Here is a 23,611-nt window from a genome sequence, read left to right on the forward strand (position 1 = left end):
CGTTGAGGTGGAAACCGAGATGCCGGAAGGCGCACAGCTCCTCGACGGGCTCAAAGCGGCCCGGGAGATCAAGGACGAACTTGCCGCACGTATCCGGGTCCTGAGCGACGAGCACGGGATTACGCCCGGCCTCGGAACGGTCCTGGTGGGCGGTGACCCGGCCAGCCACTCCTACGTTGGCGGTAAGCACAAGGACTGCGCACAGGTGGGGATCAACTCGATCCGGCGGGACCTGCCGGAGGACATCAGCCAGAAAGACCTGGAAAAGGTCATCGACGAGCTGAACGAGGATCCGGCCACCACCGGCTACATTGTGCAGCTGCCCCTGCCCAAGCACCTCGACACCAACCGGATCCTCGAGCGCATCGCGCCCGAAAAGGACGCCGACGGCCTGCATCCGGTGAACCTCGGGCGCCTCGTTCTGAACGTCTCCGAACCGATGACCTCGCCCCTGCCCTGCACCCCGCACGGCATTGTGCAGCTGCTGGTCCGCAACGGCATTGCCCTCACGGGCAAGAACGTGCTGGTTGTGGGCCGCGGCGTCACCGTTGGCCGCCCGCTGGGACTGCTCCTCACCCGCCGTCCGATCAACGCCACGGTCACGCTGGCACACACGGGCACCGTGAACCTTCCCGAGCTCCTGCACGACGCCGATGTGGTTGTTGCTGCCGCGGGTTTCCCCGGCATGGTCAAGGCAGCTGAGCTGAAGCCCGGCGCGATTGTTCTGGACGTCGGCGTCACCCGTGTCACCGACCCTGAGACCGGAAAGACCACCCTGATGGGTGACGTGGAAAAGGACGCGGCTGCTGTCGCCTCCTGGATTTCGCCGAACCCCGGCGGAGTCGGTCCGATGACCCGGGCCATGCTCCTGTCCAACGTCGTCGAAGCCGCTGAACGCCAGGCCGGTATCCTGGCCGGCTGAGCCGGTCCAGTCCGAGCCGCGCCAGCCAGGCTGCAGGCCCGTCCGCCCTCCGGCGGGCGGGCCTGCGCCGTTGTCAGGGCTGTCTGCACCAGTCCTTGAGCTGCCTGCACTATGATTGCCGGGTGCCGCAGATCACAGCCTTCTCTCCGCCTGCCCAACGGGCCTTCCAAGGACCCGTCATTACCGCCGCGAACCTGAGGAAATCCTATGGAGATTTCACTGCAGTGAACGGCATCAGCTTTGATGTGCCGGCGGGGGAGTCCTTCGGGCTGCTCGGCCCCAACGGTGCCGGTAAATCCACCACCATGAAGATGATCGGCGGCGTCTCCAAACGCACCTCGGGCGAGCTGCGCATTATGGGCCTGGACCCGGACCGCAACGGTCCGGAAGTGCGGGCGCACCTCGGCGTCGTGCCCCAGCAGGACAACCTGGACGAAGAGCTGAGGGTGCGGGACAACCTGCTTGCCTACGGACGCTACTTTGGCCTGCCCAAAAGCTACCTGCAGCCCAAGGCGGACGAACTGCTGGAATTCGCCCAGCTGACCGACAAGGCCAAGGCCCGCGTTGATGACCTCTCCGGCGGAATGAAACGCCGCCTCACCATCGCCCGGTCCCTGATCAATGATCCGAAGATCCTGCTGCTGGATGAGCCAACCACCGGGCTGGATCCGCAGGCCCGGCACATCCTGTGGGACCGGCTGTTCCGGCTCAAGGAAGCCGGTGTCACCCTGATCCTGACCACCCATTACATGGACGAGGCCGAGCAGCTGTGCGACCGCCTGATCGTCGTGGACAAAGGCGCGATCATGGCTGAGGGATCGCCGGCGGCGCTGATCCGCGAATACTCCTCCCGGGAAGTGGTGGAACTGCGGTTCGGTTCGGAACGCAACACCACTGTCGCGGCGGAACTGGGCGGGATCGGAGAGCGGATCGAGACGCTGCCGGACCGTGTCCTGATCTACGCGGAAAACGGTGAGCACGCTCTCGAAGCGGTCGCTTCCCGCGGCCTGCGCCCCATCACCTCACTGGTCCGGCGCTCCTCTCTGGAGGACGTGTTCCTGCGGCTGACCGGAAGAAGCCTCGTTGACTGAGCAGCAGACGCACGCCGTCCTGGGGCTGCGCTCACCACTGACGCCGGAGGAAACGGCGCGCCGTGCCCGGAGGTTCGGCGCCTTCTATTACGCCGAGCACTGGCTGCGCCGGATGCGCGGTTATGGCTGGACCGTGCTGGTAACGGCGATCGGGACTCCGCTGGTCTATCTCTTCGGCATGGGAGTTGGCCTGGCCTCGCTGGTGGATACCGGGACCAACGCAGCCTTCGACGCCGGTGACGGCAGCTCGGTGTCCTACCTGCTGTTTGTCGGGCCGGCCCTGCTGGCGACTGCTGCGATCATGGTCTCCAGCGAGGAGAACACCTACACCGTGATGTCCGGGTTCAAATGGCGCCGGACCTACTACGGCCCCAACGCTTCGCCCTTGAGCAGCGCGCAGCTGGTGGACGGGCACGTCCTCGGACTGGGAACCCGGCTGCTCATTACCTGCGGTGCCTACTTCGGCTTCCTGCTGCTTTTCGGCGCGGTCGGAAACCCTGCGACTGCCTGGCTGATGGTGCTGACGGCGATCCTGGGCGGGCTCGCCTTCGGGCTGCCCCTGATGGCTTACAGTGCCTCAATTACCGAGGACAGAGGCCAGTTCGCGATGGTCCAGCGGTTCATTGTGATGCCGCTGTTCCTGTTCTCCGGCACGTTCTTCCCCCTGGACACGCTGCCGCTGGTCATCCGGTGGATCGGCTGGATTTCGCCGCTGTGGCATGCGTCCGAACTGGGCCGGATGGTCAGCTACGGGCTGGCGGAACCTGTGTTCCTGACCGTGGTTCACGTCGCCTACCTGCTCCTGCTGGCGGTGGGCGGCTGGCTGCTGACCCGGCGGAACTTCACCCGGAGGCTGGGAAAATGAGCGCAGCACACCGCACCGGCAGCACGGGGGAGACCCTGGCCGCCGGCCACACCCTGCAGGGAGCAGCCTGGCCCGAGCCGCGGCAGCGTTTCCTCGGTTCGCTGTACGGCCGGAACATCCGGGCCGTCTTCGCCCGCGGACTCAAAGCCACCTGGGGAACCAACTGGTCCATCATGATCAGCGGGTTCGTTGAACCGGTGCTGTACCTGCTGGCCATGGGCATCGGCCTCGGTTCGCTCATCGGCACGGTCGCCGGGCCCGGCGGAGAGCAGATCAGCTACGCGGCCTACATTGCTCCGGCGCTGCTGTCGGTGTCCGCCATGAACGGTGCCATCTACGACTCCACCATGAACGTTTTCTTCAAGCTCAACTTCGCCCGGCTGTACGAGGGAATGCTCGCGACCTCCCTCGGGCCGCTGGACGTGGCCCTCGGCGAGATTCTGCTTGCCCTGCTGCGCGGCGGAATGTACGCAACCGGATTCACTGCCGTGATGGCCGCCATGGGGCTGGTCACGTCGCCGGCCGCGCTGCTGATGATTCCGGCTGCGGTAGTGATTGCCTTTGGCTTCGCCTCCATCGGCATGGCCATCACCAGCTACATGAAAACTTTCCAGCAGCTGGACTGGGTCAGCTTCGTGATGCTGCCCATGTTCCTGTTCTCTGCCACGTTCTACCCGCTGAGCGTCTACCCGCAGGGTATTCAGCTTGTTATCCAGGCGCTGCCGCTGTGGCACGGCGTGGAGATGCTGCGGCAGATCAACGCCGGAGCCTTCGGGCTCGACACCGCGGGGCATCTGCTCTACTTCGTGGTGATGATCGCCTTCGGCCTGGTGATCACGACGCGGCGCCTGGAAGCCCTTTTCCAGAAGTAGCGTTTCCGGAAGCAGCGGCGTTCCAGAAACAGCAGCGTTCCAGAAACAGCAGTGTCCCGGAAAAGCAGTGTCCCGGAAAAGCAGTGTTCCGGAATAGCAGTGTTCCGGAGGCAGCGGCGTCCAGCACCCGTGCCGGCTGCTCAGGAGGAGCGGGCCCGGGCTGCCAGCGCGGCCTGCAGCCTGGACTCGACGCCCAGTTTGGCCAGCACATGGGACACATGCGTCTTCACCGTGGTTTCGGAGATACCCAGCCGGCGGGCAATCCGGACATTGCTCAGTCCTTCGCCCAGGCAGTCCAGGACTTCGCTTTCACGTCCGGTCAGTTCCACCACCGGAGGCGGCGGGACCGCACCGGAGGTCTGCCGGCTGACCGCCGCGGCGACCAGCCGGCCGGCAACCTCGGGGGCAATAACGGTTCCGCCTTCGTGCACCCGGCGCAGCGCCGTCGTGATTTCTGCCGGTTCGGCAGTTTTCAGCAGGAACCCGGCAGCTCCGGCGGCCAGGACCCCGAAGAGGTAGGAATCGTGGTCGAAGGTGGTCAGGGCAACCACCTTCGCCAGGCCGTCGGCAATGATGGCTCCGGTTGCTTCCACACCGTCCATCACCGGCATCCGCAGATCCATGAGCACGACGTCGGGCTGCAGCGCCCGGGCCATGGAGACAGCTGTGGCGCCGTCGCCGGCCTCGCCGACTACTTCGAATCCAGGTTCCACCTCGATGACCATCCGCATGCCCAGCCGGATCGCCGCATGGTCGTCGGCCAGCAGGACCCTGAGCGTTTCACTCATGCTTTGGTTCCCCCCTGGACCATGGAACCGGTGCCGGACGGGAAGCTGAGATGAGGGCCGTCTGCCGGGCGGTCAGGGACGGCCGCAGCGGGCGCGAGGGGAGTTTCCGGCAGAACTGCCTCCACCGCCCAGCCGCTGCCCCGCGGGCCTGCGGAAGCGTATCCGCCCAGCTGTTCGGCCCGGGCCAGCATGCTGGGGATGCCGGTTCCGGTACCAACTCCACGGTCCGGCTCGGAAGCAGCAGCACCGGTGACGCTCGAATCAGGGCTTGTGCCGCCGTCATTTTCAACCTGGAGCCGGACCCCGGCAGGAACCGGGTCCAGGGACATCCGGACGGCCGAGCCCGGTGCATGGCGTCCCGCGTTGACCAGCGCTTCCGTGACTATCCGGTAGAGGGCGGCCTGCACCGGCCCGGGGAGCCCGGCACCGCCGCCGGGCAGCCCATTGGTCCACCTGATCGTCAGCCCGGCAGCCCGGTGCCCATCCACCACGGCATCCAGATCCGCGGCGTTCCCGGCGAGGGGACGGGGCTCGCCGGTACTGAGCATCCGGATCATGCCGTTGAGTTCCTCCAACCCCGCCACGCTCTCCCGCCGCACATGGGAGAGCACTTCACGTGACAGCCGGCCGTCCGGACTGCTCAGCGCAGCGCCGGACTGAAGCGCGATGGCGGACAGCCGCGAGGACAGGACATCGTGAAGCTCACGGGCCATGTCCTGGCGTTCAGCCGCCAGCGCCAGCTCGTGCTCACGGGAGGCGAGGCTGGCCTGGTCGCGGGCAGCCTGCCGGATTGCCGCCGCCCGGGCAGACTCACTTTCCGCCAGCTGGCCCGCCTTCCGCAGGTTGCCTGCCCATTCGGCAGGCAGCAGCAGCACCATCCCGGAGGTCAGGAGGAAAACCACACCCGCGGCAAGGCTCCCGGTCAGGAACCAGGCCGCGGCCCCGGACGCGGCGCAGACCGCCAGAGTGGAGATCTCCGTGGTCCTCGCGGCACGCGCTGAGCCGAAGAGAACCAGCGAGAAAACGGCTTCAAAAGCGAAAAAGTACCCGCCGGCGCTCCCGGCCAGCGCCAGGGCCAGGGCTGCGCCGGCACAGACCACCACCATAAGGACCGTCCGGCGTCGGCGCAGGACGACGGCAGCGGATCCGGCCACGGTGAGCAGCGGCCACCACGGAGCCAGCCAGGGCAGCAGCGGTTCACGGGTTGCGGTGATATCGACCGAATGCAGCAGCCAGGCCAGCGCAGCATAACCCAGTGCCAGCACCACGTCCTCGCGGCGGATCCGGCCGGAAGAAGAATCCATACCCTCCATCCTGATGGCCCGGACCCCGGCAGCCAAGCAGGCCGCACCGGCCTGAGACGAAAGGATGAGGTCCGCTCCTCCTGATGCCGGATGCCCGCTGAATCCGCTCCCGGAAGAGTGGGGACATGACCTTGGAAATCCTGGCCCAACTGGCCATTCTCGCCCTCATCGACAGCACCAGCATCGGCACGCTCGTGATCCCCGTGTGGCTGCTCCTGCGCCGCGGTGCGCGCAGGAGCGCCGGGAAGGTTGCGGTGTACCTGGGGGCAGTCGGGGTGTTCTACTTCCTGGTGGGACTTGTCCTGCTTTCAGGAGCCACCGGGCTCACCGGTGTGTTGGGCAGCGGCAGCATCGGGTCCGTGCTGGAGCTGCCGGCGGTGCAGGCCGTGATGGTGGCCGCTGGGGCGGGCATGCTGATCTGGTCATTCAAGGACTCAATCGGCATTTCAAAGCCCGGTGCCCGAAACAGCTCAGCAGGGGGATCCGGTGCTGCCGGTCCGGGGGCTGCGGTTCCGGCTCCCGGTCCCGCAGCTGCGGAACCGGGACTCCAGATACCAGCCCAGACACCAGGCCGGATACCAGGCCGGGAGCCGGCCCAATCGAGCCCCCAGGGGGACCGGCCGGGCTACGCGGCCGGCTACGCCACCACAGGCAGTACCTCCGGCAGCGGAAGTCCGGCCGGAGCCCGCGGAGCCAAGGTGGCAGCCGCCGAGCGCTCCGAGGCAACTGAGCGGCGGTGGCAGCACCGGATTGCCAGGGCACTCGACACCCGCGGCGGTCTGCTGGGCCTGGCCCTGCTCGCCGGGCTCCTGGAACTGCCAACCATGCTGCCCTACCTTGCCGCCGTCGGTCTGCTCACCGGTTCCGGTACAGAGTGGCAGGCCTCTGCCGGGATTCTGGGCCTCTACTGCCTGGTGATGCTGCTGCCGGCCGGACTCCTGGTTGCCGGCCGGCTGCTGATGGGACGGCTGCTGGATTCTCCGCTGGAACGGCTGGGCGCCTGGCTGTCCAGGGTTTCCGGGGAGGCCGTGCTGTGGGTGGTGGGAATTGTCGGCTTTCTGCTCCTGCGGGCAGGACTTGCCGGGCTCTTCCCCGGGGCTGCCTGGAACCCGTTCGGCTGAGTTCCGGGCAGGTCAGTCAGTCCGCGGCGGCCAGCGCCGAGCTGAAGATCCGGGTCATGGCGTCGTTGAAAAGGACGAACTCGACAGTGTCTATCCCGGTGCCCGGATGATTCCGGACGGTCCGCACGGCAATCTCCGCGACTGTTCCGGCGTCCCACCCGTAGACTCCGGCGCTGATTGCCGGAAACGCGACCGATGCCGCACCCAGTGAGACCGCCGCGTCCAGGCTGTTCCGAAACGCTGCCGCGAGCAGACGGGGATCTGTCTGGCCGGCGTGCCGGTTGGGGCCGACGGTGTGGATGACCCAGCGTGCCGGCAAGGCAAACCCCTCGGTAACCGCTGCCTGGCCGACTGCAAGTCCGTCCCGGTAGTCTCCGGCCCGCAGGGCACGGCACGCCTCGAGCAGTTCCGGCCCGGCGGCCCGGTGGATCGCGCCATCAACGCCGCCGCCCCCAAGCAGGGAGGAGTTCGCGGCATTCACCACGGCGTCCACGGACCGCCGGGTGATGTCTCCGGTCACTGCCTGAATCTCCATCGCACCAGCCTCCCAGCAGGGCCACCCGCCCGGCAACCGGCAGGCCCGCGTAACCGCAGCCAAGAGCAATCCGCCGCTCCGGGTTTCGCCGTGGGGGTAAGCGGAATCGATCTGCATGAATTTTTGAGAGAATAAACCCATGCAGTCCATCCCTAACGGCAAAACGCCGCCAGCATCCAGCCCCGGCAGGGGAATCAGCCGCAAGATGGCCACCATCGGCACCACCCTTATGGTGTTTGTGTTCATCGTGGCCGTGATCTTCGCCGCCAATGAGAACGACGTCGTTGGCTGGCTGGTGGTGATTATCTCCCTCGGGTGGCTGCTCCTGTTCGCCTTTGTGGTCTTCAGCATCCGCGGGGCTGCCCGGAAGGCCGGCGCAAAGCTGGCGGAGGCACAGGACTCGCTGAACCGTGCAGCGGGGGGTGCTCCGTCTGTGCAGGTCATGGATGAGGCAACCACTCTGCGCGACCAGAAGCTGGATCACAGCTTCAAGATCATCCAGGTGCAGTCCCGGGTGATCCGCGAGAACCTCGGCAGTGACGAGGGCCAGGTGGAACGGGCGATCGAGACGATAGAAATCACCGCGCACAATGCCCGCGGCATGATGAAGAAGGACGACGGCGGCCCGGTCGAGGGCACGCTCGTCGACTGATCCGCGCATCACCTGCGCAGGCCGCATGCCGCTTTGCCGGCAGACCGGCCAAGATGAACCCGCAAGCTACCGAGGGGTATGGTTATTGGCGTGAGCATGGCATCTGCAGGGGAGCCCAGCCCCGCATCGGCACTGGGAACACTGAGAATCGCGACGGTCAACGTCAACGGAATCCGCGCCGCGTACAAGCGCGGCATGGCCGATTGGCTGGCGGAGCGGAACATCGACATCCTCTGCCTGCAGGAGGTGCGCGCGCCGGACAAGATTGTCCGTGAGCTGCTCGGAGACGAATGGCACATCCTCCACGCCGAAGCCGAGGCCAAGGGCCGGGCCGGTGTGGCGATCGCCTCGCGGCAGGAACCTGTTGCTGTGCGCGAACACATCGGCGAAGACTACTTCGCCCTGTCCGGCCGCTGGGTCGAAGCAGACTTCAAGGTGCCCGTGGATGGTGAGGAGAAACTGCTGACCGTTGTCAGCGCGTACGTGCACTCGGGTGAAGCCGGAACCCCCAAGCAGGAGGACAAATACCGCTTCCTGGACGTGATGGCGGCGCGGCTGCCCGTACTGGCAGCAACCAGCGACTACGCACTGATCGTCGGCGACCTGAACGTGGGCCACACCACCCTGGACATCAAGAACTGGAAGGGCAACGTCAAACGGGCCGGTTTCCTGCCCGAAGAACGTGCCTACTTCGACCGTTTCCTTGGTGAGGAGATCGGCTACGTCGACGTCGCCCGGAAGCTTGCCGGCGAGGTTCCCGGTCCGTACACCTGGTGGTCCTGGCGAGGCCAGGCCTTCGACAACGACGCCGGCTGGCGCATCGATTACCACATGGCCACTCCCGGGCTCGCCGACCGCGCACTGAGCGCCGTCGTCGACCGCGCCGCCACCTACGATGCCCGTTTCTCTGACCACGCCCCCGTCGTGGTCGACTATCAGTTCTGAGGTCCAGAAAAGATGACTGAAACCACCTCCACACCTGCACCACGCCAGCGCATCCTCTCCGGGATGCAGCCTTCCGCGGACTCCCTGCACCTGGGCAACTACCTTGGTGCCCTTGTGAACTGGGTCCGGCTGCAGGAGCAGTACGACGCCTACTTCTTCATTCCGGACCTGCACGCCATCACGGTGCCGCAGGATCCCGAGGACCTGCGCAAGCGGACCCGGGTTACCGCCGCGCAGTACATCGCCGGGGGAGTGGACACCGAGCGCGCCACCCTTTTTGTCCAATCGCAGGTCCCGGAGCACGCTCAGCTGGCCTGGGTGCTTAACTGCCTGACGGGTTTCGGTGAGGCTTCCCGCATGACGCAGTTCAAGGACAAGCAGCAGCGCTTTGGTGCCGACGCCGCTTCCGTGGGCCTCTTCACCTATCCGATCCTGCAGGTTGCGGACATCCTTCTCTACCAGCCGCACGGTGTGCCCGTAGGAGAGGACCAGCGCCAGCACGTTGAACTGAGCCGGGACCTGGCCAAGCGGTTCAACAGCCGCTACGGCGAGACCTTCACGGTCCCGGAGGTCTTCATTCAGAAGGACTCGGCGAAGATCTACGATCTGCAGAACCCGGCCGCGAAGATGTCCAAGTCCGCAGCGTCGCCTGCGGGCCTGATCAATCTGCTGGACCCGGACAAGGTCATCGCCAAGCGGATCAAGTCCGCTGTCACCGATGACGGGACCGAAATCCGCTTCGACCGCGAGGCCAAGCCGGGAGTCTCCAACCTGCTCTCCATCTATTCGCTCATCACCGGACGCAGCGTTGACACGCTGGTGAAGGAGTATGAAGGAAAGATGTACGGACACCTCAAGGTTGATCTGGCAGACGCCGTCACCGAGCACATCCGCCCGATCCGCGAGCGGGCACTGCAACTGCTGGACGATCCGGCGGAACTCGACCGGCTCCTCGCCCACGGCGCACTGAAAGCCCGGGAAACGGCGTCGGCTACACTGGCCGATGTGTACGAGAAGATGGGTTTCCTGCCACTGGGTTCCAGCACCCGCTAATCCTTATGGGCTACACGAACTCGACGGTGCAGATTCCAACCGGCGCAGCGCGCGGCGGCCGCACACGGATGCCCGAAACGGAGTGCCAGGTAGGGATTGTCATTCCTGTTCCGGAGCCCATCGCCTCCTATCTGAAGCGGGCGCGTGCGTCCTTCGGCGACCCGATGGCATCGGTTATTCCAGCCCACATCACCCTGGTTACCACCACCCCGGCATCGGACTGGCCGTCCGCGCTGCGCCACGTCCGGCAGGTGACCGCAGCGCACCGCCCCTTCACGGTGACCCTGCGCGGCACCTCGTCGTTCCGGCCGGTGACCCCTGTCGTGTACGTCAACGTGGCCGAAGGGTTCGAAGAGTGCGCACGCCTGCACCGGGAGCTCCAGCGCGGGCCGCTGGAGCATAAGACGCCCTACCCCTACCACCCGCACGTCACGGTTGCCCACGACGTCAGTGAAGCGGGCATGGACGAGGCCCTCACCTCACTCAGCGGATATGAGGCGAGTTTCACGGTGGACCGGATCGGAGTCTTCGAGCACGACGAGAAGGGACTCTGGATCCTTCGCGAGGAATTGGCCCTCGGAGGTTAGGCGAGTCCGCCTGCGCTGCCCGCGTGCCCGCTGTCTTCCCGCGGCTGCGCTTCCCCTAGCTGTGCTGCCCTAGCTGCGCTTCCCCTAACTGCGCTTCACGTGCCCGCCGCAGGTAGACGCGCGACCACGCGGCGATGATGTCAGCCGCACGGGTTGTCTGCTCCCGGTCCGGCATCAGGTGGCTGGCTCCCTCCAGGGAGACGAAGCTGCGCGGCGAACGGGCTGCCAGGAAGATCTCCGAGGCATTGTCCACGTCCACGGTGCCGTCCTGCGGTGAATGCATCACCAACAGCGGGACGCCGAGGCTGCTGATGCGCCCGGCCAGGTCGTGGCTGCGCAGGTCATCGACCAATTCCTGCCGGATGGTCAGGGTCCGCCCACCGAGGGTAACCGCCGCGTGCCCCTGCCGGGCGATGGTCTCCAGCTCGTCTTCGAAGAGGTGCACCACGTGCGAGGGGCGGAAGGGAGCCGCTATGGTCACCAGGGCGGCGAGCCCGGGAACCGCGTGTGCTGCGGCCAGGGCAGCTGCGCCGCCGAGGGAATGCCCCACCAGCAGCGTGACGGGCCGGTCCCGTGACCGCAGGTAGTCCACGGCATTGAGGAGGTCCGCGACCTTGGTGCTGAAGGATCCGTCCGCCCAGGTGCCGGTTGACCTGCCCAGGCCGGCGGCGTCGTAACGAAGCACCCCAATACCCTGGGCCGACAGGCCCTTGGAGATGCGGGAAGCAGCCGCACTGTTCTTCCCCAGGGCGAATCCGTGGCAGAACACGGCCCAGCCGAGCGGGTCACCGTCCGGGATGTCCATGGTCCCGGCCAGTGTGGTCCCGTTGGCGCCGGGAAAGGAGACGGATTCGAACGCTGGCATAAATAAACCCTAGCCCGTCTGCCGGAACGCGGGAAAAGCACCCGGATGGAACGAGCACCGGCCCGGCGGCCGGTGAAATGCAAAAAGACAGCGGCCCCGGTGATGACCGGGGCCGCTGTCTTTCGGGCGGAAACCTTCCGCCCGCTGTGCTGCTTAGATGGAGCGGTTCAGGATGGCCTGCTTGACCTCTGAAATAGCCTTCGTGACCTGGATGCCGCGGGGGCATGCTTCCGAGCAGTTGAAGGTGGTGCGGCAGCGCCACACGCCCTCTTTGTCGTTCAGGATCTCCAGGCGCATATCTCCGGCGTCGTCGCGCGAGTCGAAGATGAAGCGGTGGGCGTTCACGATTGCCGCCGGGCCGAAGTACTGTCCATCGGTCCAGAAGACCGGGCAGGACGAGGTGCAGGCGGCGCAGAGGATGCACTTGGTGGTGTCGTCGAAGCGTTCACGGTCCTCAGCGGACTGCAGGCGCTCCTTCGTCGGCTCGTGGCCCTTGGAGACGAGGAAGGGCATGATCTCGCGGTAGGACTGGAAGAACGGTTCCATGTCCACGATCAGGTCCTTCTCCACCGGGAGGCCCTTGATGGGCTCCACCAGGATGGGCTTGGACGTGTCCAGGTCCTTCAGCAGCGTTTTGCAGGCCAGGCGGTTGCGGCCGTTGATGCGCATGGCATCGGACCCGCAGACGCCGTGGGCGCAGGAGCGGCGGAAGGAAACGGAACCGTCGTGTTCCCATTTGACCTTGTGCAGTGCATCGAGCACGCGGTCGGTGCCGTACATGGTGAGGGTCCACTCGTCCCAGTGAGCCTCGTCAGAGATCTCCGGGTTGTAGCGGCGGACCTTCAGCGTGATGTCGAAGGAGGGGATTTCACCCCCGGTGGCTTCGGTCAGATCGACCTTTGAGGCCGGCTCTGCTGTTTCCGTTGTCATTAGTACTTCCTCACCATCGGCTCGTAGCGCGTGAAAATAACCGGCTTGGTATCGAGCCGGATGCCGGCGGTGTGCTCGGCGTTGTCCGCTTCATCGACCTTGTAGGCCATGGAGTGCAGCATGAACTTCTCGTCATTACGGTCCGGGAAGTCTTCACGGAAGTGGCCGCCGCGCGATTCCTCGCGGTGCAGCGCTGCAACCGTCATGACCTTGGCCAGTTCGAGCAGGAAGCCCAGCTCTACGGCCTCGAGCAGGTCAAGGTTGAAGCGCTTGCCCTTGTCCTGAACATTGATCTTCTTGTAGCGCTCTTCGAGATCCGCGATATCGGAGAGCACCTGGTTGATGGTCTCCGCGGTGCGGAACACCTGCATGTTGGCGTCCATGGTGTTCTGAAGGTCACGGCGGATCTCAGAGACACGCTCGGTTCCCTCGGAATTGCGAACCACGTCAAGCAGCGCGATGGTCTCGGCTTCCGGATCCTCCGGCAGGTCAACGAAATCGGCCTGCAGCGCGTACTCCGCGGCGTAGATGCCGGCACGCTTGCCGAAGACGTTGATGTCCAGCAGCGAGTTGGTGCCCAGACGGTTGGAGCCGTGGACGGATACGCAGGCAACCTCGCCGGCGGCGTAGAGGCCCGGAATGACGGTGTCGTTGTCCTGGAGGACCTCAGCCTTGATGTTGGTCGGGATACCGCCCATCACGTAGTGCGCCGTCGGGAAGACGGGAACCGGCTCGGTGTACGGCTCCACACCCAGGTAGGTCCGGGCGAATTCCGTGATGTCCGGGAGCTTGGCATCGATGTGCGCCGGCTCCAGGTGGGTCAGGTCCAGGAGGACGTAGTCCTTGTTCGGGCCGCAGCCGCGGCCTTCACGGACTTCGTTCGCCATCGAGCGGGCCACGATGTCACGCGGCGCCAGGTCCTTGATGGTCGGTGCGTAGCGTTCCATGAAGCGCTCACCCTCGGAGTTGCGCAGGATGGCGCCCTCGCCGCGGGCTGCCTCGGAGAGCAGGATGCCCAGACCGGCCAGGCCGGTCGGGTGGAACTGGATGAACTCCATGTCTTCCAGGGGGATGCCCTTGCGGAAGGCGATGCCCATGCCGTCACCGGTGAGGGTGTGGGCATTGGACGTCGTTTTGAAGACCTTGCCTGCGCCGCCGGAGGCGAAGACTACGGACTTGGCCTGGAAAACGTGCAGTTCGCCGGTGGCGAGGTCATAGGAGACGACGCCGGCCACGCGCTTCTGCCCGAAGCTGTCGGTGACAGTCAGGAGGTCCAGCACGTAGTACTCGTTGTAGAACTCCACGTTGTGCTTGACGCAGTTTTGGTACAGCGTCTGCAGGATCATGTGGCCGGTGCGGTCTGCTGCGTAGCAGGCACGTCGAACCGGGGCCTTGCCGTGGTCACGGGTGTGGCCGCCGAAACGGCGCTGGTCAATGCGGCCTTCGGGCGTGCGGTTGAACGGCAGCCCCATCTTTTCCAGGTCCAGCACTGCGTCAATGGCTTCCTTGGCCATGACCTCAGCTGCGTCCTGGTCAACCAGGTAGTCGCCGCCCTTGACCGTGTCAAAGGTGTGCCACTCCCAGTTGTCTTCTTCTACGTTGGCCAGTGCTGCGCACATGCCGCCCTGTGCCGCGCCCGTGTGGGAGCGGGTCGGGTACAGCTTGGTCAGTACCGCCGTCCGCGCGCGCTGTCCGGATTCGATGGCGGCACGCATACCGGCGCCGCCGGCGCCGACAATGACGACGTCGTACTTATGGACCTGCATACCAGATGCTCTTTCTGTTGAAACTGAACCTTACTCAGGTCTTACTCAGGGAGTGCTGCGGTACCGCTCCGGGCCTACGGGGCCGGGCAGAAGGACGGCAGCTGGTCCAGCGTGGCGTTGGCCGGGCACGGATCGAACGTGAAGATCACGAGGGTGCCGAGGACGATGATGACCACGGTGGCGGAGTAGAGAACCGTCTTGAGCCACATCCGCGTGGAGTTCTTCTCTGCGTAGTCGTTGATGATCGTGCGGACACCGTTGGTGCCGTGGAGCATGGCAAGCCAAAGCATGACCAGGTCCCAGATCTGCCACAGCGGAGAGGCCCACTTGCCGGCGACGAAGCCGAAGTCGATAGCCTTGATGCCATCGCCGAGAACCAGGTTCATGATCAGGTGGGTGAAGATCAGCACGACGAGGAGTGCACCGGAAATGCGCATGAAAAGCCATGCGAACATCTCGAAGTTGCCCTTCCCTGACTTGCTGCGGGTGTACCTGGGGGAGATGCGTCCGGCCCGGGGGGCTTCAATATTCGTGCTCATGATTTAGTGACCCCCGAGAATGATGGGAATGTGGCGAATGGAGAAGCCGATCATGGTCACGGCCCACAGGCCGACCACGCCCCACAGCAGCTGACGCTGGTACTTGGGGCCCTTCTTCCAGAAGTCGATAAGAATGACCCGGATGCCGTTAAAGGCGTGGAACACGATGGCGGCGACCAGGCCGAGCTCACCGATACCCATAATGGGGTTCTTGTACGCTCCGATGACCACGTTGTAGGCCTCGGGCGACACGCGCACCAACGAGGTATCCAAGACATGGACCAAAAGGAAGAAGAAGATCACCACGCCAGTAATCCGATGGGCAACCCAGGACCACTGGCCTTCGCGGCCGCGGTAGAGCGTGCCTGCTGGTAACTTCGACACTGAATTTTCCTCCCTGCAACGCAGCGGCGCTAGCGCGTCTTCCACGCAGTGATGACGCCGGTGCGAGAGCACTTATAGGCTCAAGCATAATCTAGGTCCCGGTAGGGCCGGGATCAATTTAGGTTCCCCTATTGTGTGACCTGGCTTACACTGCCTGTCATCTGTGCCAGGACAACCTTCGCCCGCTTAGGCGGGGCTTCAGCAGGCCGGAGGGAACGTTCAGCTAACCTTGGCACTGATGAGTACTGAAATGAAAAATGTGAACGCGGGTTCCACTCCGGACGCCGGCGTCTTCAAACGCTTTTACGGCGTTATTCCTGCTGGCGGCGTTGGAACCAGGCTGTGGCCGCTGTCGCGGGCTGCGGCTCCGAAGTTCCTGCATGACCTGACTGGTTCGGGCTCCACCCTGATCCGCGCCACCTATGACCGTCTGACGGAACTCAGTGAAGACAGGGTCATGGTTGTCACCGGCCAGCTCCACCGGGCCGCCGTGCTGGCCCAGCTGCCGGAGATTCAGCCGGAGAACCTGGTGCTGGAGAGCGAGCCGAAGGATTCCGCTGCCGCGATCGGGCTGGCAGCAGCCATCCTGTACCAGCGCGACCCGTCCATCATCATGGGGTCCTTCGCCGCGGACCAGGTCATCACCCCGGTCGAGGTCTTCCAGGAGACAGTCCGCGAGGCGATCCACACCGCCGCCCAGGGCTACATCGTGACCATCGGCATCCATCCCACCCACCCGTCCACGGGATTTGGCTACATCCGCGCAGGTGAAGCACTGGACATTGCCGGCGCTCCCAGCGCCCACGCCGTCGTCGAGTTCGTGGAGAAGCCCTCCGAAGACACGGCCCGCTCCTACCTGCGCAGCGGCAACTACAGCTGGAACGCAGGAATGTTCGTTGCTCCGGTGGCACTCATGCTCAAGCACCTGCAGGCGAATGAACCCGAGCTCCACGCCGGGATCATGGAGATCGCCGCGGCCTGGGACACTCCGAGCCGCCGCGAAGTGGTCCTCCGGGTCTGGCCCACGCTGCCCAAGATCGCCATTGACTACGCGGTAGCCGAACCGGCCGCCGCCGCCGGTGACGTGGCAATGATTCCCGGGATTTTCAGCTGGGACGACGTCGGCGACTTCGCTGCGATCGGCCGGCTGAACCCGGCCGAGCAGAACTCGGAGCTGACGGTCATGGGTGAGGGTGCCCGCGTCTACTCCGAGGACGCCTCGGGAATCGTTGTCTCCGACACCAAGCGCGTGATCGCCCTCATCGGCATCGAGGACGTCGTTATTGTTGACACACCTGATGCCCTGCTGGTGACCACCAAGGATCATGCCCAGGCCGTGAAGAAGGCCGTGGAGCACCTCAAGGCCAGCGGCGACACGGACGTACTGTAAGCCGCCGGGGCTTCGGCCCGCGGTGTTATGAGCGTTCGTGAAGTCTTAAAGCCAACTGGTTCCCGCAAGCCAGCGCAGGTTGGCTAACCTTGAACATGTGCAGACAACCTCGCTGAGTAACTCGCCCGTACCGTCAATCAGGGGCAGTGTTGCTCCGATCCTGGGTGAGTTGATCGATTTCCGGCGGGACCTCCACTCCCATCCGGAACTCTCGCACAAGGAATTCCGCACCACGGACCGGATTATCGAAGCCTTGGAGGCCGCCGGCCTGCAGCCGAAGCGGCTCTCCGGCACCGGCGCCTACGTTGACATCGGCGACGGCCCCATCCAGCTCGGCCTGCGCGCGGACATTGATGCGCTTCCCGTGCTCGAGGAGACGGGTCTGCCCTACGCGTCCGTCAACACCGGGATCACCCACGCATGCGGGCATGACATCCACACGACGGTAATGCTGGGGGCGGCCAAGGTGCTTGCCCGTCTGGATGCGGAAGGCAGCCTCGGCGGCCGCATCCGCGTCATCTTCCAGCCGGCCGAAGAGGTGATGCCCGGCGGTGCCCTTTCCGTCATCGAACAGGGCATCCTCGAAGGTGTGCCCCGGATTCTGGCGCTGCACTGCGATCCGCGGGTCGACGTCGGGCAGGTGGGCACCCGCATCGGTGCCATTACCTCGGCGTCCGACACGATCCGGATTGAACTCTCCGGACGGGGCGGCCATACCTCCCGTCCGCACCTGACCGAAGACCTGGTGTTCGCCCTGGGACAGATTGCGGTCAGTGTTCCCGCTGTCCTGTCCCGCCGGATCGATGTGCGCAGCGGCGTTTCCGTGGTCTGGGGCCAAATCCACGCCGGATCGGCGCCCAACGCGATTCCGGGGCACGGCTTTCTTGCCGGAACCATGCGCTGCCTCGATGCCGAGGCCTGGTACGCGGCGGGCAAGCTGCTTGACGACGTCGTCCGGGAAGTCGCGGCACCCTACGGGGTGGAGGTGGCGCTTGAGCACACCCGCGGCGTTCCGCCGGTGATCAACTCCGAGACTGAGACCGGGCTCATTGAAGCCTCCGCACGGGCCGAACTGGGTGAAGACTCCGTGGTGCTCACGCCGCAGTCCATGGGTGGGGAAGACTTCGCCTGGATGACCCAGGCCGTTCCCGGTGCCATGATGCGGCTGGGAACCCGCACGCCCGGCGGTGAAACCTACGACCTGCACCGGGGGGACTACAACCCCGATGAGCTCTCCATCAGCTGCGGCGTTTCGGTGATGGCTGCGGCTGCGGTCCGGGCGGCACGCGGGCTGCGCCACTAGTCCAACCGGCTCCGATAAGCCCCCAATCGGAGCGGCCGGCACCGCGGCATTGATAACAACATACAAACGATGTTCTTCAGCGCTCCCAGATCGTAGGTGGTTTGCGCCACATGCCACTATGGTTGGGTCTGCTGCGCTCCGCTGAGGTAAGGGGCGCGCACCACACGCGCCTGCGCGCGAGGCCGTTCAACCGGATGGCCGTGCTGCAGACTCCAACGGGTGGACCCCTTTTCTTTTCTGGAGGAACATTGAAGAATTTTCCGCGCAGCATAAAGCGCAATGCCGGTATTTCCGCCGCCATGCTGGGCGCTTCGGCGCTTCTGCTGGCCGGCTGCGGTGCCGCTCCCGAGGAAGACGCTGCCTCGGACACAGCCAGCAGCGGCAGCAGCGCCAGCAGCGATTTCCTGGCGTGCATGGTTTCGGACTCCGGCGGGTTCGATGACCGCTCGTTCAACCAGTCCAGCTTCGAGGGCCTGCAGGCCGCGGAGAAGGACCTCGGCATTGAGATCAAGACTGCCGAGTCCCAGTCCGAGACCGACTTCCTGCCGAACCTGGACTCCATGGTGGTCCAGAACGGCTGCGACATCACCGTCACCGTTGGCTTCCTCCTGGCAGACGCCACGAAGGAAGTTGCTACCGCGAACCCCGAGAGCAACTTCGCGATCGTTGATGACAACAGCATCGAACTGGATAACGTCAAGCCGATCATCTATGATACGGCGCAGGCTGCCTTCCTGGCAGGCTACGTAGCTGCCGGCACCTCCGAAACCGGCAAGGTGGCCACCTACGGCGGCATCAACATCCCCACCGTCACCATCTTCATGGATGGCTTCGCGGACGGTGTTGAGTACTACAACGAGCAGAACAGCGCCAACGTTGAACTGCTCGGCTGGAACAAGGCAGACCAGACCGGTTCCTTCATCGGCAACTTCACCGACACCGGTGCCGGTAAGACCACCACGCAGAACTTCCTCAACGAGGGTGCGGACATCATCATGCCCGTGGCCGGACCGGTCGGAACCGGCACCCTGGACGCGGTGGTTGAAGCGAACGCCAACGGCGGCACCAACAAGGTGGTCTGGGTCGACTCCGACGGTTTCGAGACCGCGGGCACCGGCCAGGAATACATCCTCACCTCGGTTATGAAGCTGATGGGCGACGCGGTGGAAACCGTCATCTCCTCTGACGTGGACGGCAACTTCGACGCCACCCCGTACGTCGGAACCCTGGAGAACGGCGGCGTCGCACTGGCCCCGTTCCATGACCAGGAAAGCGCTGTACCTGCGGACGTGAAGACCGCAGTGGACGAAATCAAGGCCAAGATCATCTCCGGTGAAATCACCGTGGATTCCGCCGCCAGCCCCAAGTAATTCGGGCATGCAGTGAACTCAACCGCCGTCCGCCCCGGCTGCACCGCAGCGGGGCGGGCGGCGGTTTGTTCTGGTCCCGGTAGTCTTCCTTCCGGGAACCCAAACACTCAGACTCAAACAGATTGGTTGGGGTTGTGAAACTCGAACTTAAGGGCATTACCAAGCGCTTCGGCACGCTGGTGGCCAACGACCACATAGACCTGGTGATCGAGCCCGGGCAGGTACACAGCCTGCTGGGTGAGAACGGTGCCGGCAAATCGACGCTGATGAACGTCCTGTACGGCCTCTATGAACCCACCGAGGGTGAAATCCTGGTCAACGACAAACCGGTGGTCTTCTCCGGCCCCGGTGACGCCATGGCCGCAGGAATCGGCATGGTCCACCAGCACTTTATGCTGGTGCCCGTCTTCACCGTTGCGGAAAACGTTGCGCTGGGACATGAGAGCACCAAGTTCGCCGGCACCCTGAACCTGGAAACCACCAAGGCCCGGATCCGGCAGATCTCCGACCAGTACGGGTTCGACGTCGATCCCGAGGCAGTCGTTGAAGACCTGCCGGTGGGCGTGCAGCAGCGCGTGGAAATTATCAAGGCCCTGATCCGGGACGCGGAAGTCCTGATCCTGGACGAGCCCACCGCCGTCCTCACCCCGCGCGAGACGGATGAGCTGCTCGCCATCATGCGCCAGCTGACCGAGGACGGAAAGTCCGTGGTCTTCATCTCCCACAAGCTGCGCGAGGTAAAGGCCGTCTCGGACGTGATCACTGTGATCCGCCGCGGCCAGGTGGTCGGCGACGCTCCGCCCAGCGCCAGCACCTCGGAACTGGCTGCCATGATGGTGGGCCGCTCCGTCAGCCTGACCTTGGAAAAGGCCCCGGCCGAGCCCGGTGCGGCCACCTTCCAGGTCCGGGACCTGGTGGTGCTTTCAGACTCCGGCCAGGCCATGGTGGACCACGTGAGCTTCGAGATCGCCAAGGGCGAGATCCTCGCCGTCGCCGGTGTCCAGGGCAACGGGCAGACCGAACTCACCGAAGCCGTGATGGGCCTGCAGGACCACGTAAGCGGCTCCATCCAGCTCGACGGCAAAGAACTCGTTGGCCGGCGCGCTGACCAGATCATCGACGCCGGTGTGGGCTTCGTGCCCGAGGACCGCAGCGTTGACGGGCTCGTCGGGCCCTTCTCGGTGGCGGAAAACCTGATCCTGAACCGCTACAAGAAGGCACCGTTCGCGCGTGGGCTGTCCATGCGCCCCGCAGTTGTTGCCGCCAACGCCGCCGAGAAGATCAAGGAGTTCGACATCCGCACGCAGTCGGCGGAGTCGGCAGCGGGAACACTCTCCGGCGGCAACCAGCAGAAAGTCGTGATGGCCCGCGAACTTTCGCGGCCGCTCTCACTGTTCATCGCGTCTCAGCCGACCCGCGGCGTCGACGTCGGGTCCATCGAGTTCCTGCACAAGCGGATCGTGGCGGAACGCGACGGCGGCACACCGGTCCTGATCGTGTCCACCGAACTGGACGAGGTCCTGGAGCTGGCTGACCGGATTGCCGTCCTCTACGGCGGCAGGCTCATGGGGATTGTCCCCGGCAACACCCCGCGCGGTGTCCTTGGCCTGATGATGGCCGGGATGGGCGCCGATGAAGCACTTTCGCATGACCGTGAGACTGAGGAAGGGACACAGTGAGCCCGGAGGAAAAAGGCAGCAAATCAGAGGATGCCCGCAGCAAGGATGTGGCAGCCGCTGAAGACACGCGGCTGCTGACCGCCGCGGAAACGGCCGGCGGGGCGCTTCCGCCGCCCGCCGTACCGGTCTCCGGTTCCGAGCTCCGCCCCGAGGGCGGCAATGAATCGGTCCTGCACCGGATAGTCACCGGCAATGCGCTGGTCTCGGTTCTGGCAGTCCTGATGGCTCTGATCCTCGGCGGCCTGCTCATTGCCGTCACCGACGAAGCCGTCGCCAACTCCGCGGGCTACTTCTTCAGCCGCCCAACAGACCTGCTGGGGGCTGCCTGGTCGGCGGCTTCGGGAGCCTACATCGCCCTCTTCCAGGGATCGGTCTTCAATTTCGAGGCCGACAGCTTCTCCCGGATGATCTATCCGCTGACCCAGACCCTGACCGTCGCGACCCCGCTGATCTGCGCCGGCCTCGGAGTCGCCCTGGCCTTCCGGGCCGGGATGTTCAACATTGGTGCCCAGGGCCAAATCATCATCGGTGCCACCCTGGCGGCCTGGGTCGGTTTCAGCTGGCACCTGCCGGTGGGGCTGCACCTGTTGGTTGTGGTGATCGCGGGAGCCGTCGGCGGCGCCCTTTGGGGCGGGATCGCCGGTCTCCTGAAAGCCCGAACCGGTGCGCACGAGGTCATTGTGACCATCATGCTGAACTACATTGCTATCCAGCTGGTGCTCTTCCTGCTCACCACACCGGGCTTCCAGCGCCCGGGCTCCACCAACCCCATCAGCCCCCAGCTGGACAGCACCGCGATGTTCCCGCCGCTGCTCGGTGAGGGATTCCGGCTGCACTGGGGTTTCATCATGGCCATCGCCGCGACCGTGTTCATCTGGTGGCTGCTCAACCGCTCCACCGTCGGCTTCGAACTGCGCGCAGTGGGCGCCAACCCGGCTGCCGCACGCAACGCCGGCATCAGCACCACCAAGGGCTACGTGATTGTTATGCTGATCGCCGGCGCCCTTGCCGGTCTGGCCGGCGTCGCGCAGGTCTCCGGCACTGAGAAGGTACTCACCTCCGGTGTGGCGGCCAGCTTTGGCTTCGACGCCATTACCGTCGCCCTGCTCGGCCGCTCCTCACCGTGGGGGACCTTTGCCGCGGGCCTGCTGTTCGGAGCCTTCCGCGCAGGAGGCGTCACCATGCAGACCAGCACCGGAACCAGTATCGACATTGTCCTGGTGGTCCAGTCGCTGATCGTCCTGTTCATCGCCGCGCCTCCGCTGGTCCGGTCCATCTTTCGGATTCCACCGCCTGGTGCCTTCAAAACATCGGGCAAGCGCACCACCACTAACGCCGCAGCCGGAGGAGCAGCATGAGCACCGCAACCACCCTTGCTTCCGCCGGGCAGCCTGCTGCCGTCCAGGCCATCCGCAGCTGGAAGACTCCGATCCTGTTGGGATGCCTGGCGATCCTGGCCTTCCTCATTTTCGGGCTTGGCGCGCCGGCCAGCGAGGTGACGTTCAGGCTCACCGAGGATGACGCCGCCATCCAGCTGCCGAATATCGTGGCTTCGGCCATGGCGGTCGGCTGGATTTCCTCGGTGGTCCTGCTGGCCTCCGCAGCGTATGCCGCCTTCCTGGTGAGCCGTTACCAGCCCGTGCCGGGCTGGCTGATCGCCGTATTCGCGGTGTTCTTCATCGCCGCCTTCCTGACCTGGTCCGTTGGCAGCGCCCGCAGTCCCAGCGTGGCCCTCTACGGCCTGCTCGCAGGATCCTTCACACTGGCGTTCCCGCTGATCTTCGGTTCCCTCTCCGGGGTGCTCTGCGAACGCTCCGGTGTTGTGAACATCGCCATTGAGGGCCAGCTGCTCTTTGGTGCCTTTGCCGCCGCCGTCGCGGGCTCCCTCTCCGGGAACGCCTTTGTGGGCCTTTTCGCCGCCGCTGTCGCCGGTGTCCTGGTCTCCCTGGTGCTGGCAGTCTTCAGCATCAAATACATCGTGAACCAGGTGATCGTCGGCGTCGTCCTGAACGTGCTGGTCTCCGGCCTGACCGGGTTCCTTTTCTCGACGGTGCTCAGCGCCGACCCTGAGACATGGAACTCGCCGCCGCGCCTGGATAAGATCCCGATCCCGCTGCTGGAAGACATTCCGATCATCGGCCCGATCCTCTTTGACCAGTCCGTGATCGGCTACCTGATGTACGTGGCCGTGGCAGCGATCTACTTCGGCCTGTTCCACACCAAGTGGGGGCTGCGCACCCGGGCCGTGGGCGAGCACCCCAAGGCTGCCGACACGCTGGGCGTGAACGTCAACCGCACCCGGTTCTACAACGTGCTGCTGGCAGGCTCAGTGGCCGGCGTGGGCGGTGCCTTCTTCACGCTGGTTTCGGTGTCCTCCTTCAACCGGGACATGACCTCGGGTCAGGGGTACATCGCCCTGGCGGCCCTTATCCTGGGCCGCTGGAACCCGATCGGAGCCCTCTTCGCCGCCCTGCTCTTCGGCTTCGCCTCGAACCTGCAGTCGGTGCTGAGCCTCCTCGGCACCCCCGTCCCGAACCAGTTCCTGGCCATGCTGCCCTACGTGGTGACCATCTTCGCCGTCGCCGGCGTGGTGGGTAAATCACGTGCCCCGGCTGCCAGCGGCATTCCATACATCAAGGGTTAGGCGGCA

At 65.1% G+C, this 23,611-nt stretch carries 23 protein-coding genes; 15 read left to right on the forward strand and 8 right to left on the reverse strand.

What is annotated here, in order from left to right:
• Positions 1 to 19 precede the first annotated feature (19 nt).
• From ArtHe_RS02045 to ArtHe_RS02060, 4 genes are all read left to right on the forward strand, one after another.
• Positions 20 to 922 carry a bifunctional methylenetetrahydrofolate dehydrogenase/methenyltetrahydrofolate cyclohydrolase gene (locus ArtHe_RS02045; protein WP_248319637.1) on the forward strand — a complete coding sequence of 301 codons (903 nt, stop codon included), beginning with the start codon at positions 20 to 22 and terminating at the stop codon, positions 920 to 922.
• A gap of 122 nt (positions 923 to 1,044) precedes the next feature.
• On the forward strand, positions 1,045 to 2,013 hold the full coding sequence (locus ArtHe_RS02050; protein WP_066298765.1) for an ABC transporter ATP-binding protein: 969 nt from the start codon (positions 1,045 to 1,047) through the stop codon (positions 2,011 to 2,013).
• Positions 2,006 to 2,878: an ABC transporter permease gene (locus tag ArtHe_RS02055; RefSeq protein ID WP_248318526.1), complete on the forward strand. Its 873-nt coding sequence runs from the start codon at positions 2,006 to 2,008 to the stop codon at positions 2,876 to 2,878. The genes ArtHe_RS02050 and ArtHe_RS02055 overlap by 8 nt, the downstream gene beginning before the upstream one ends.
• On the forward strand, positions 2,875 to 3,750 hold the full coding sequence (locus tag ArtHe_RS02060) for an ABC transporter permease (protein ID WP_248318527.1): 876 nt from the start codon (positions 2,875 to 2,877) through the stop codon (positions 3,748 to 3,750). Before ArtHe_RS02055 ends, ArtHe_RS02060 begins: the two co-directional genes overlap by 4 nt.
• Before the next feature lie 140 nt (positions 3,751 to 3,890).
• On the opposite strand, the gene ArtHe_RS02065 is transcribed toward ArtHe_RS02060, so the two are convergent.
• Positions 3,891 to 4,538, reverse strand: coding sequence for a response regulator transcription factor (locus ArtHe_RS02065; RefSeq protein WP_248318528.1), 648 nt, complete (start codon positions 4,536 to 4,538; stop codon positions 3,891 to 3,893).
• Entirely contained in the window at positions 4,535 to 5,842 is a 1,308-nt protein-coding gene (locus ArtHe_RS02070; RefSeq protein ID WP_248318529.1) for a histidine kinase, read from the reverse strand. The genes ArtHe_RS02065 and ArtHe_RS02070 overlap by 4 nt, the downstream gene beginning before the upstream one ends.
• A gap of 125 nt (positions 5,843 to 5,967) precedes the next feature.
• Between ArtHe_RS02070 and ArtHe_RS02075 the strand changes: the two genes are divergently transcribed.
• Complete coding sequence (locus ArtHe_RS02075; RefSeq protein WP_248318530.1) at positions 5,968 to 6,963, forward strand: GAP family protein; 996 nt, start codon at positions 5,968 to 5,970, stop codon at positions 6,961 to 6,963.
• 16 nt (positions 6,964 to 6,979) lie between these two features.
• Here the strand turns inward: ArtHe_RS02075 and ArtHe_RS02080 are convergent, their stop codons facing one another.
• Complete coding sequence (locus tag ArtHe_RS02080) at positions 6,980 to 7,498, reverse strand: O-acetyl-ADP-ribose deacetylase (protein ID WP_066298779.1); 519 nt, start codon at positions 7,496 to 7,498, stop codon at positions 6,980 to 6,982.
• 139 nt (positions 7,499 to 7,637) lie between these two features.
• Here ArtHe_RS02080 and ArtHe_RS02085 point away from each other — a divergent pair, with 139 nt between their 5' ends.
• From ArtHe_RS02085 to ArtHe_RS02100, 4 genes are all read left to right on the forward strand, one after another.
• Positions 7,638 to 8,150 carry a hypothetical protein gene (locus ArtHe_RS02085; RefSeq protein WP_248318531.1) on the forward strand — a complete coding sequence of 171 codons (513 nt, stop codon included), beginning with the start codon at positions 7,638 to 7,640 and terminating at the stop codon, positions 8,148 to 8,150.
• Between the two features lie 96 nt (positions 8,151 to 8,246).
• A complete protein-coding gene (locus ArtHe_RS02090; RefSeq protein WP_248319638.1) occupies positions 8,247 to 9,095 on the forward strand; it encodes an exodeoxyribonuclease III in 849 nt (282 codons plus the stop codon).
• A gap of 12 nt (positions 9,096 to 9,107) precedes the next feature.
• Complete coding sequence (trpS, locus tag ArtHe_RS02095; protein ID WP_248318532.1) at positions 9,108 to 10,148, forward strand: tryptophan--tRNA ligase; 1,041 nt, start codon at positions 9,108 to 9,110, stop codon at positions 10,146 to 10,148.
• A 26-nt stretch (positions 10,149 to 10,174) separates the two neighbouring features.
• On the forward strand, positions 10,175 to 10,735 hold the full coding sequence (locus ArtHe_RS02100) for a 2'-5' RNA ligase family protein (protein ID WP_248318533.1): 561 nt from the start codon (positions 10,175 to 10,177) through the stop codon (positions 10,733 to 10,735).
• A gap of 55 nt (positions 10,736 to 10,790) precedes the next feature.
• Here the strand turns inward: ArtHe_RS02100 and ArtHe_RS02105 are convergent, their stop codons facing one another.
• The 5 genes from ArtHe_RS02105 to sdhC all read right to left on the reverse strand — a co-directional run bounded on the left by ArtHe_RS02105 (position 10,791) and on the right by sdhC (position 15,219).
• Entirely contained in the window at positions 10,791 to 11,600 is an 810-nt protein-coding gene (locus ArtHe_RS02105) for an alpha/beta fold hydrolase (RefSeq protein ID WP_248318534.1), read from the reverse strand.
• 153 nt (positions 11,601 to 11,753) lie between these two features.
• Positions 11,754 to 12,530 carry a succinate dehydrogenase iron-sulfur subunit gene (locus tag ArtHe_RS02110; RefSeq protein ID WP_066298786.1) on the reverse strand — a complete coding sequence of 259 codons (777 nt, stop codon included), beginning with the start codon at positions 12,528 to 12,530 and terminating at the stop codon, positions 11,754 to 11,756.
• Positions 12,530 to 14,296: a succinate dehydrogenase flavoprotein subunit gene (sdhA, locus tag ArtHe_RS02115; RefSeq protein ID WP_066298787.1), complete on the reverse strand. Its 1,767-nt coding sequence runs from the start codon at positions 14,294 to 14,296 to the stop codon at positions 12,530 to 12,532. The genes ArtHe_RS02110 and sdhA overlap by 1 nt, the downstream gene beginning before the upstream one ends.
• Before the next feature lie 74 nt (positions 14,297 to 14,370).
• The gene (locus tag ArtHe_RS02120) at positions 14,371 to 14,835 is read right to left on the reverse strand and encodes a succinate dehydrogenase hydrophobic membrane anchor subunit (protein ID WP_248318535.1); all 465 of its coding nucleotides are present in this window, start codon (positions 14,833 to 14,835) and stop codon (positions 14,371 to 14,373) included.
• A gap of 3 nt (positions 14,836 to 14,838) precedes the next feature.
• Positions 14,839 to 15,219: a succinate dehydrogenase, cytochrome b556 subunit gene (gene sdhC / locus ArtHe_RS02125; protein WP_066298792.1), complete on the reverse strand. Its 381-nt coding sequence runs from the start codon at positions 15,217 to 15,219 to the stop codon at positions 14,839 to 14,841.
• A gap of 250 nt (positions 15,220 to 15,469) precedes the next feature.
• On the opposite strand from sdhC, the gene ArtHe_RS02130 reads away from it, so the two are divergent.
• The 6 genes from ArtHe_RS02130 (at position 15,470) to ArtHe_RS02155 (ending at position 23,605) form a co-directional block, all read left to right on the forward strand.
• Complete coding sequence (locus ArtHe_RS02130; RefSeq protein ID WP_066299390.1) at positions 15,470 to 16,609, forward strand: mannose-1-phosphate guanylyltransferase; 1,140 nt, start codon at positions 15,470 to 15,472, stop codon at positions 16,607 to 16,609.
• Positions 16,610 to 16,745: 136 nt separating this feature from the next.
• Positions 16,746 to 17,912 carry an amidohydrolase gene (locus tag ArtHe_RS02135; RefSeq protein WP_246168677.1) on the forward strand — a complete coding sequence of 389 codons (1,167 nt, stop codon included), beginning with the start codon at positions 16,746 to 16,748 and terminating at the stop codon, positions 17,910 to 17,912.
• Between the two features lie 299 nt (positions 17,913 to 18,211).
• A complete protein-coding gene (locus ArtHe_RS02140; RefSeq protein WP_248319639.1) occupies positions 18,212 to 19,282 on the forward strand; it encodes a BMP family ABC transporter substrate-binding protein in 1,071 nt (356 codons plus the stop codon).
• Between the two features lie 134 nt (positions 19,283 to 19,416).
• Positions 19,417 to 20,961 (forward strand): ABC transporter ATP-binding protein, encoded by a 1,545-nt coding sequence (locus tag ArtHe_RS02145; protein ID WP_066298797.1) that lies wholly within the window; start codon positions 19,417 to 19,419, stop codon positions 20,959 to 20,961.
• 71 nt (positions 20,962 to 21,032) lie between these two features.
• On the forward strand, positions 21,033 to 22,319 hold the full coding sequence (locus ArtHe_RS02150) for an ABC transporter permease (RefSeq protein ID WP_246168678.1): 1,287 nt from the start codon (positions 21,033 to 21,035) through the stop codon (positions 22,317 to 22,319).
• Positions 22,316 to 23,605, forward strand: coding sequence for an ABC transporter permease (locus tag ArtHe_RS02155; protein WP_248318536.1), 1,290 nt, complete (start codon positions 22,316 to 22,318; stop codon positions 23,603 to 23,605). Before ArtHe_RS02150 ends, ArtHe_RS02155 begins: the two co-directional genes overlap by 4 nt.
• The last annotated feature ends 6 nt before the right edge of the window (positions 23,606 to 23,611 follow it).

Origin of the sequence: Arthrobacter sp. Helios, assembly GCF_023167125.1 — a bacterium.
Taxonomy (GTDB): domain Bacteria; phylum Actinomycetota; class Actinomycetes; order Actinomycetales; family Micrococcaceae; genus Arthrobacter_B; species Arthrobacter_B luteolus.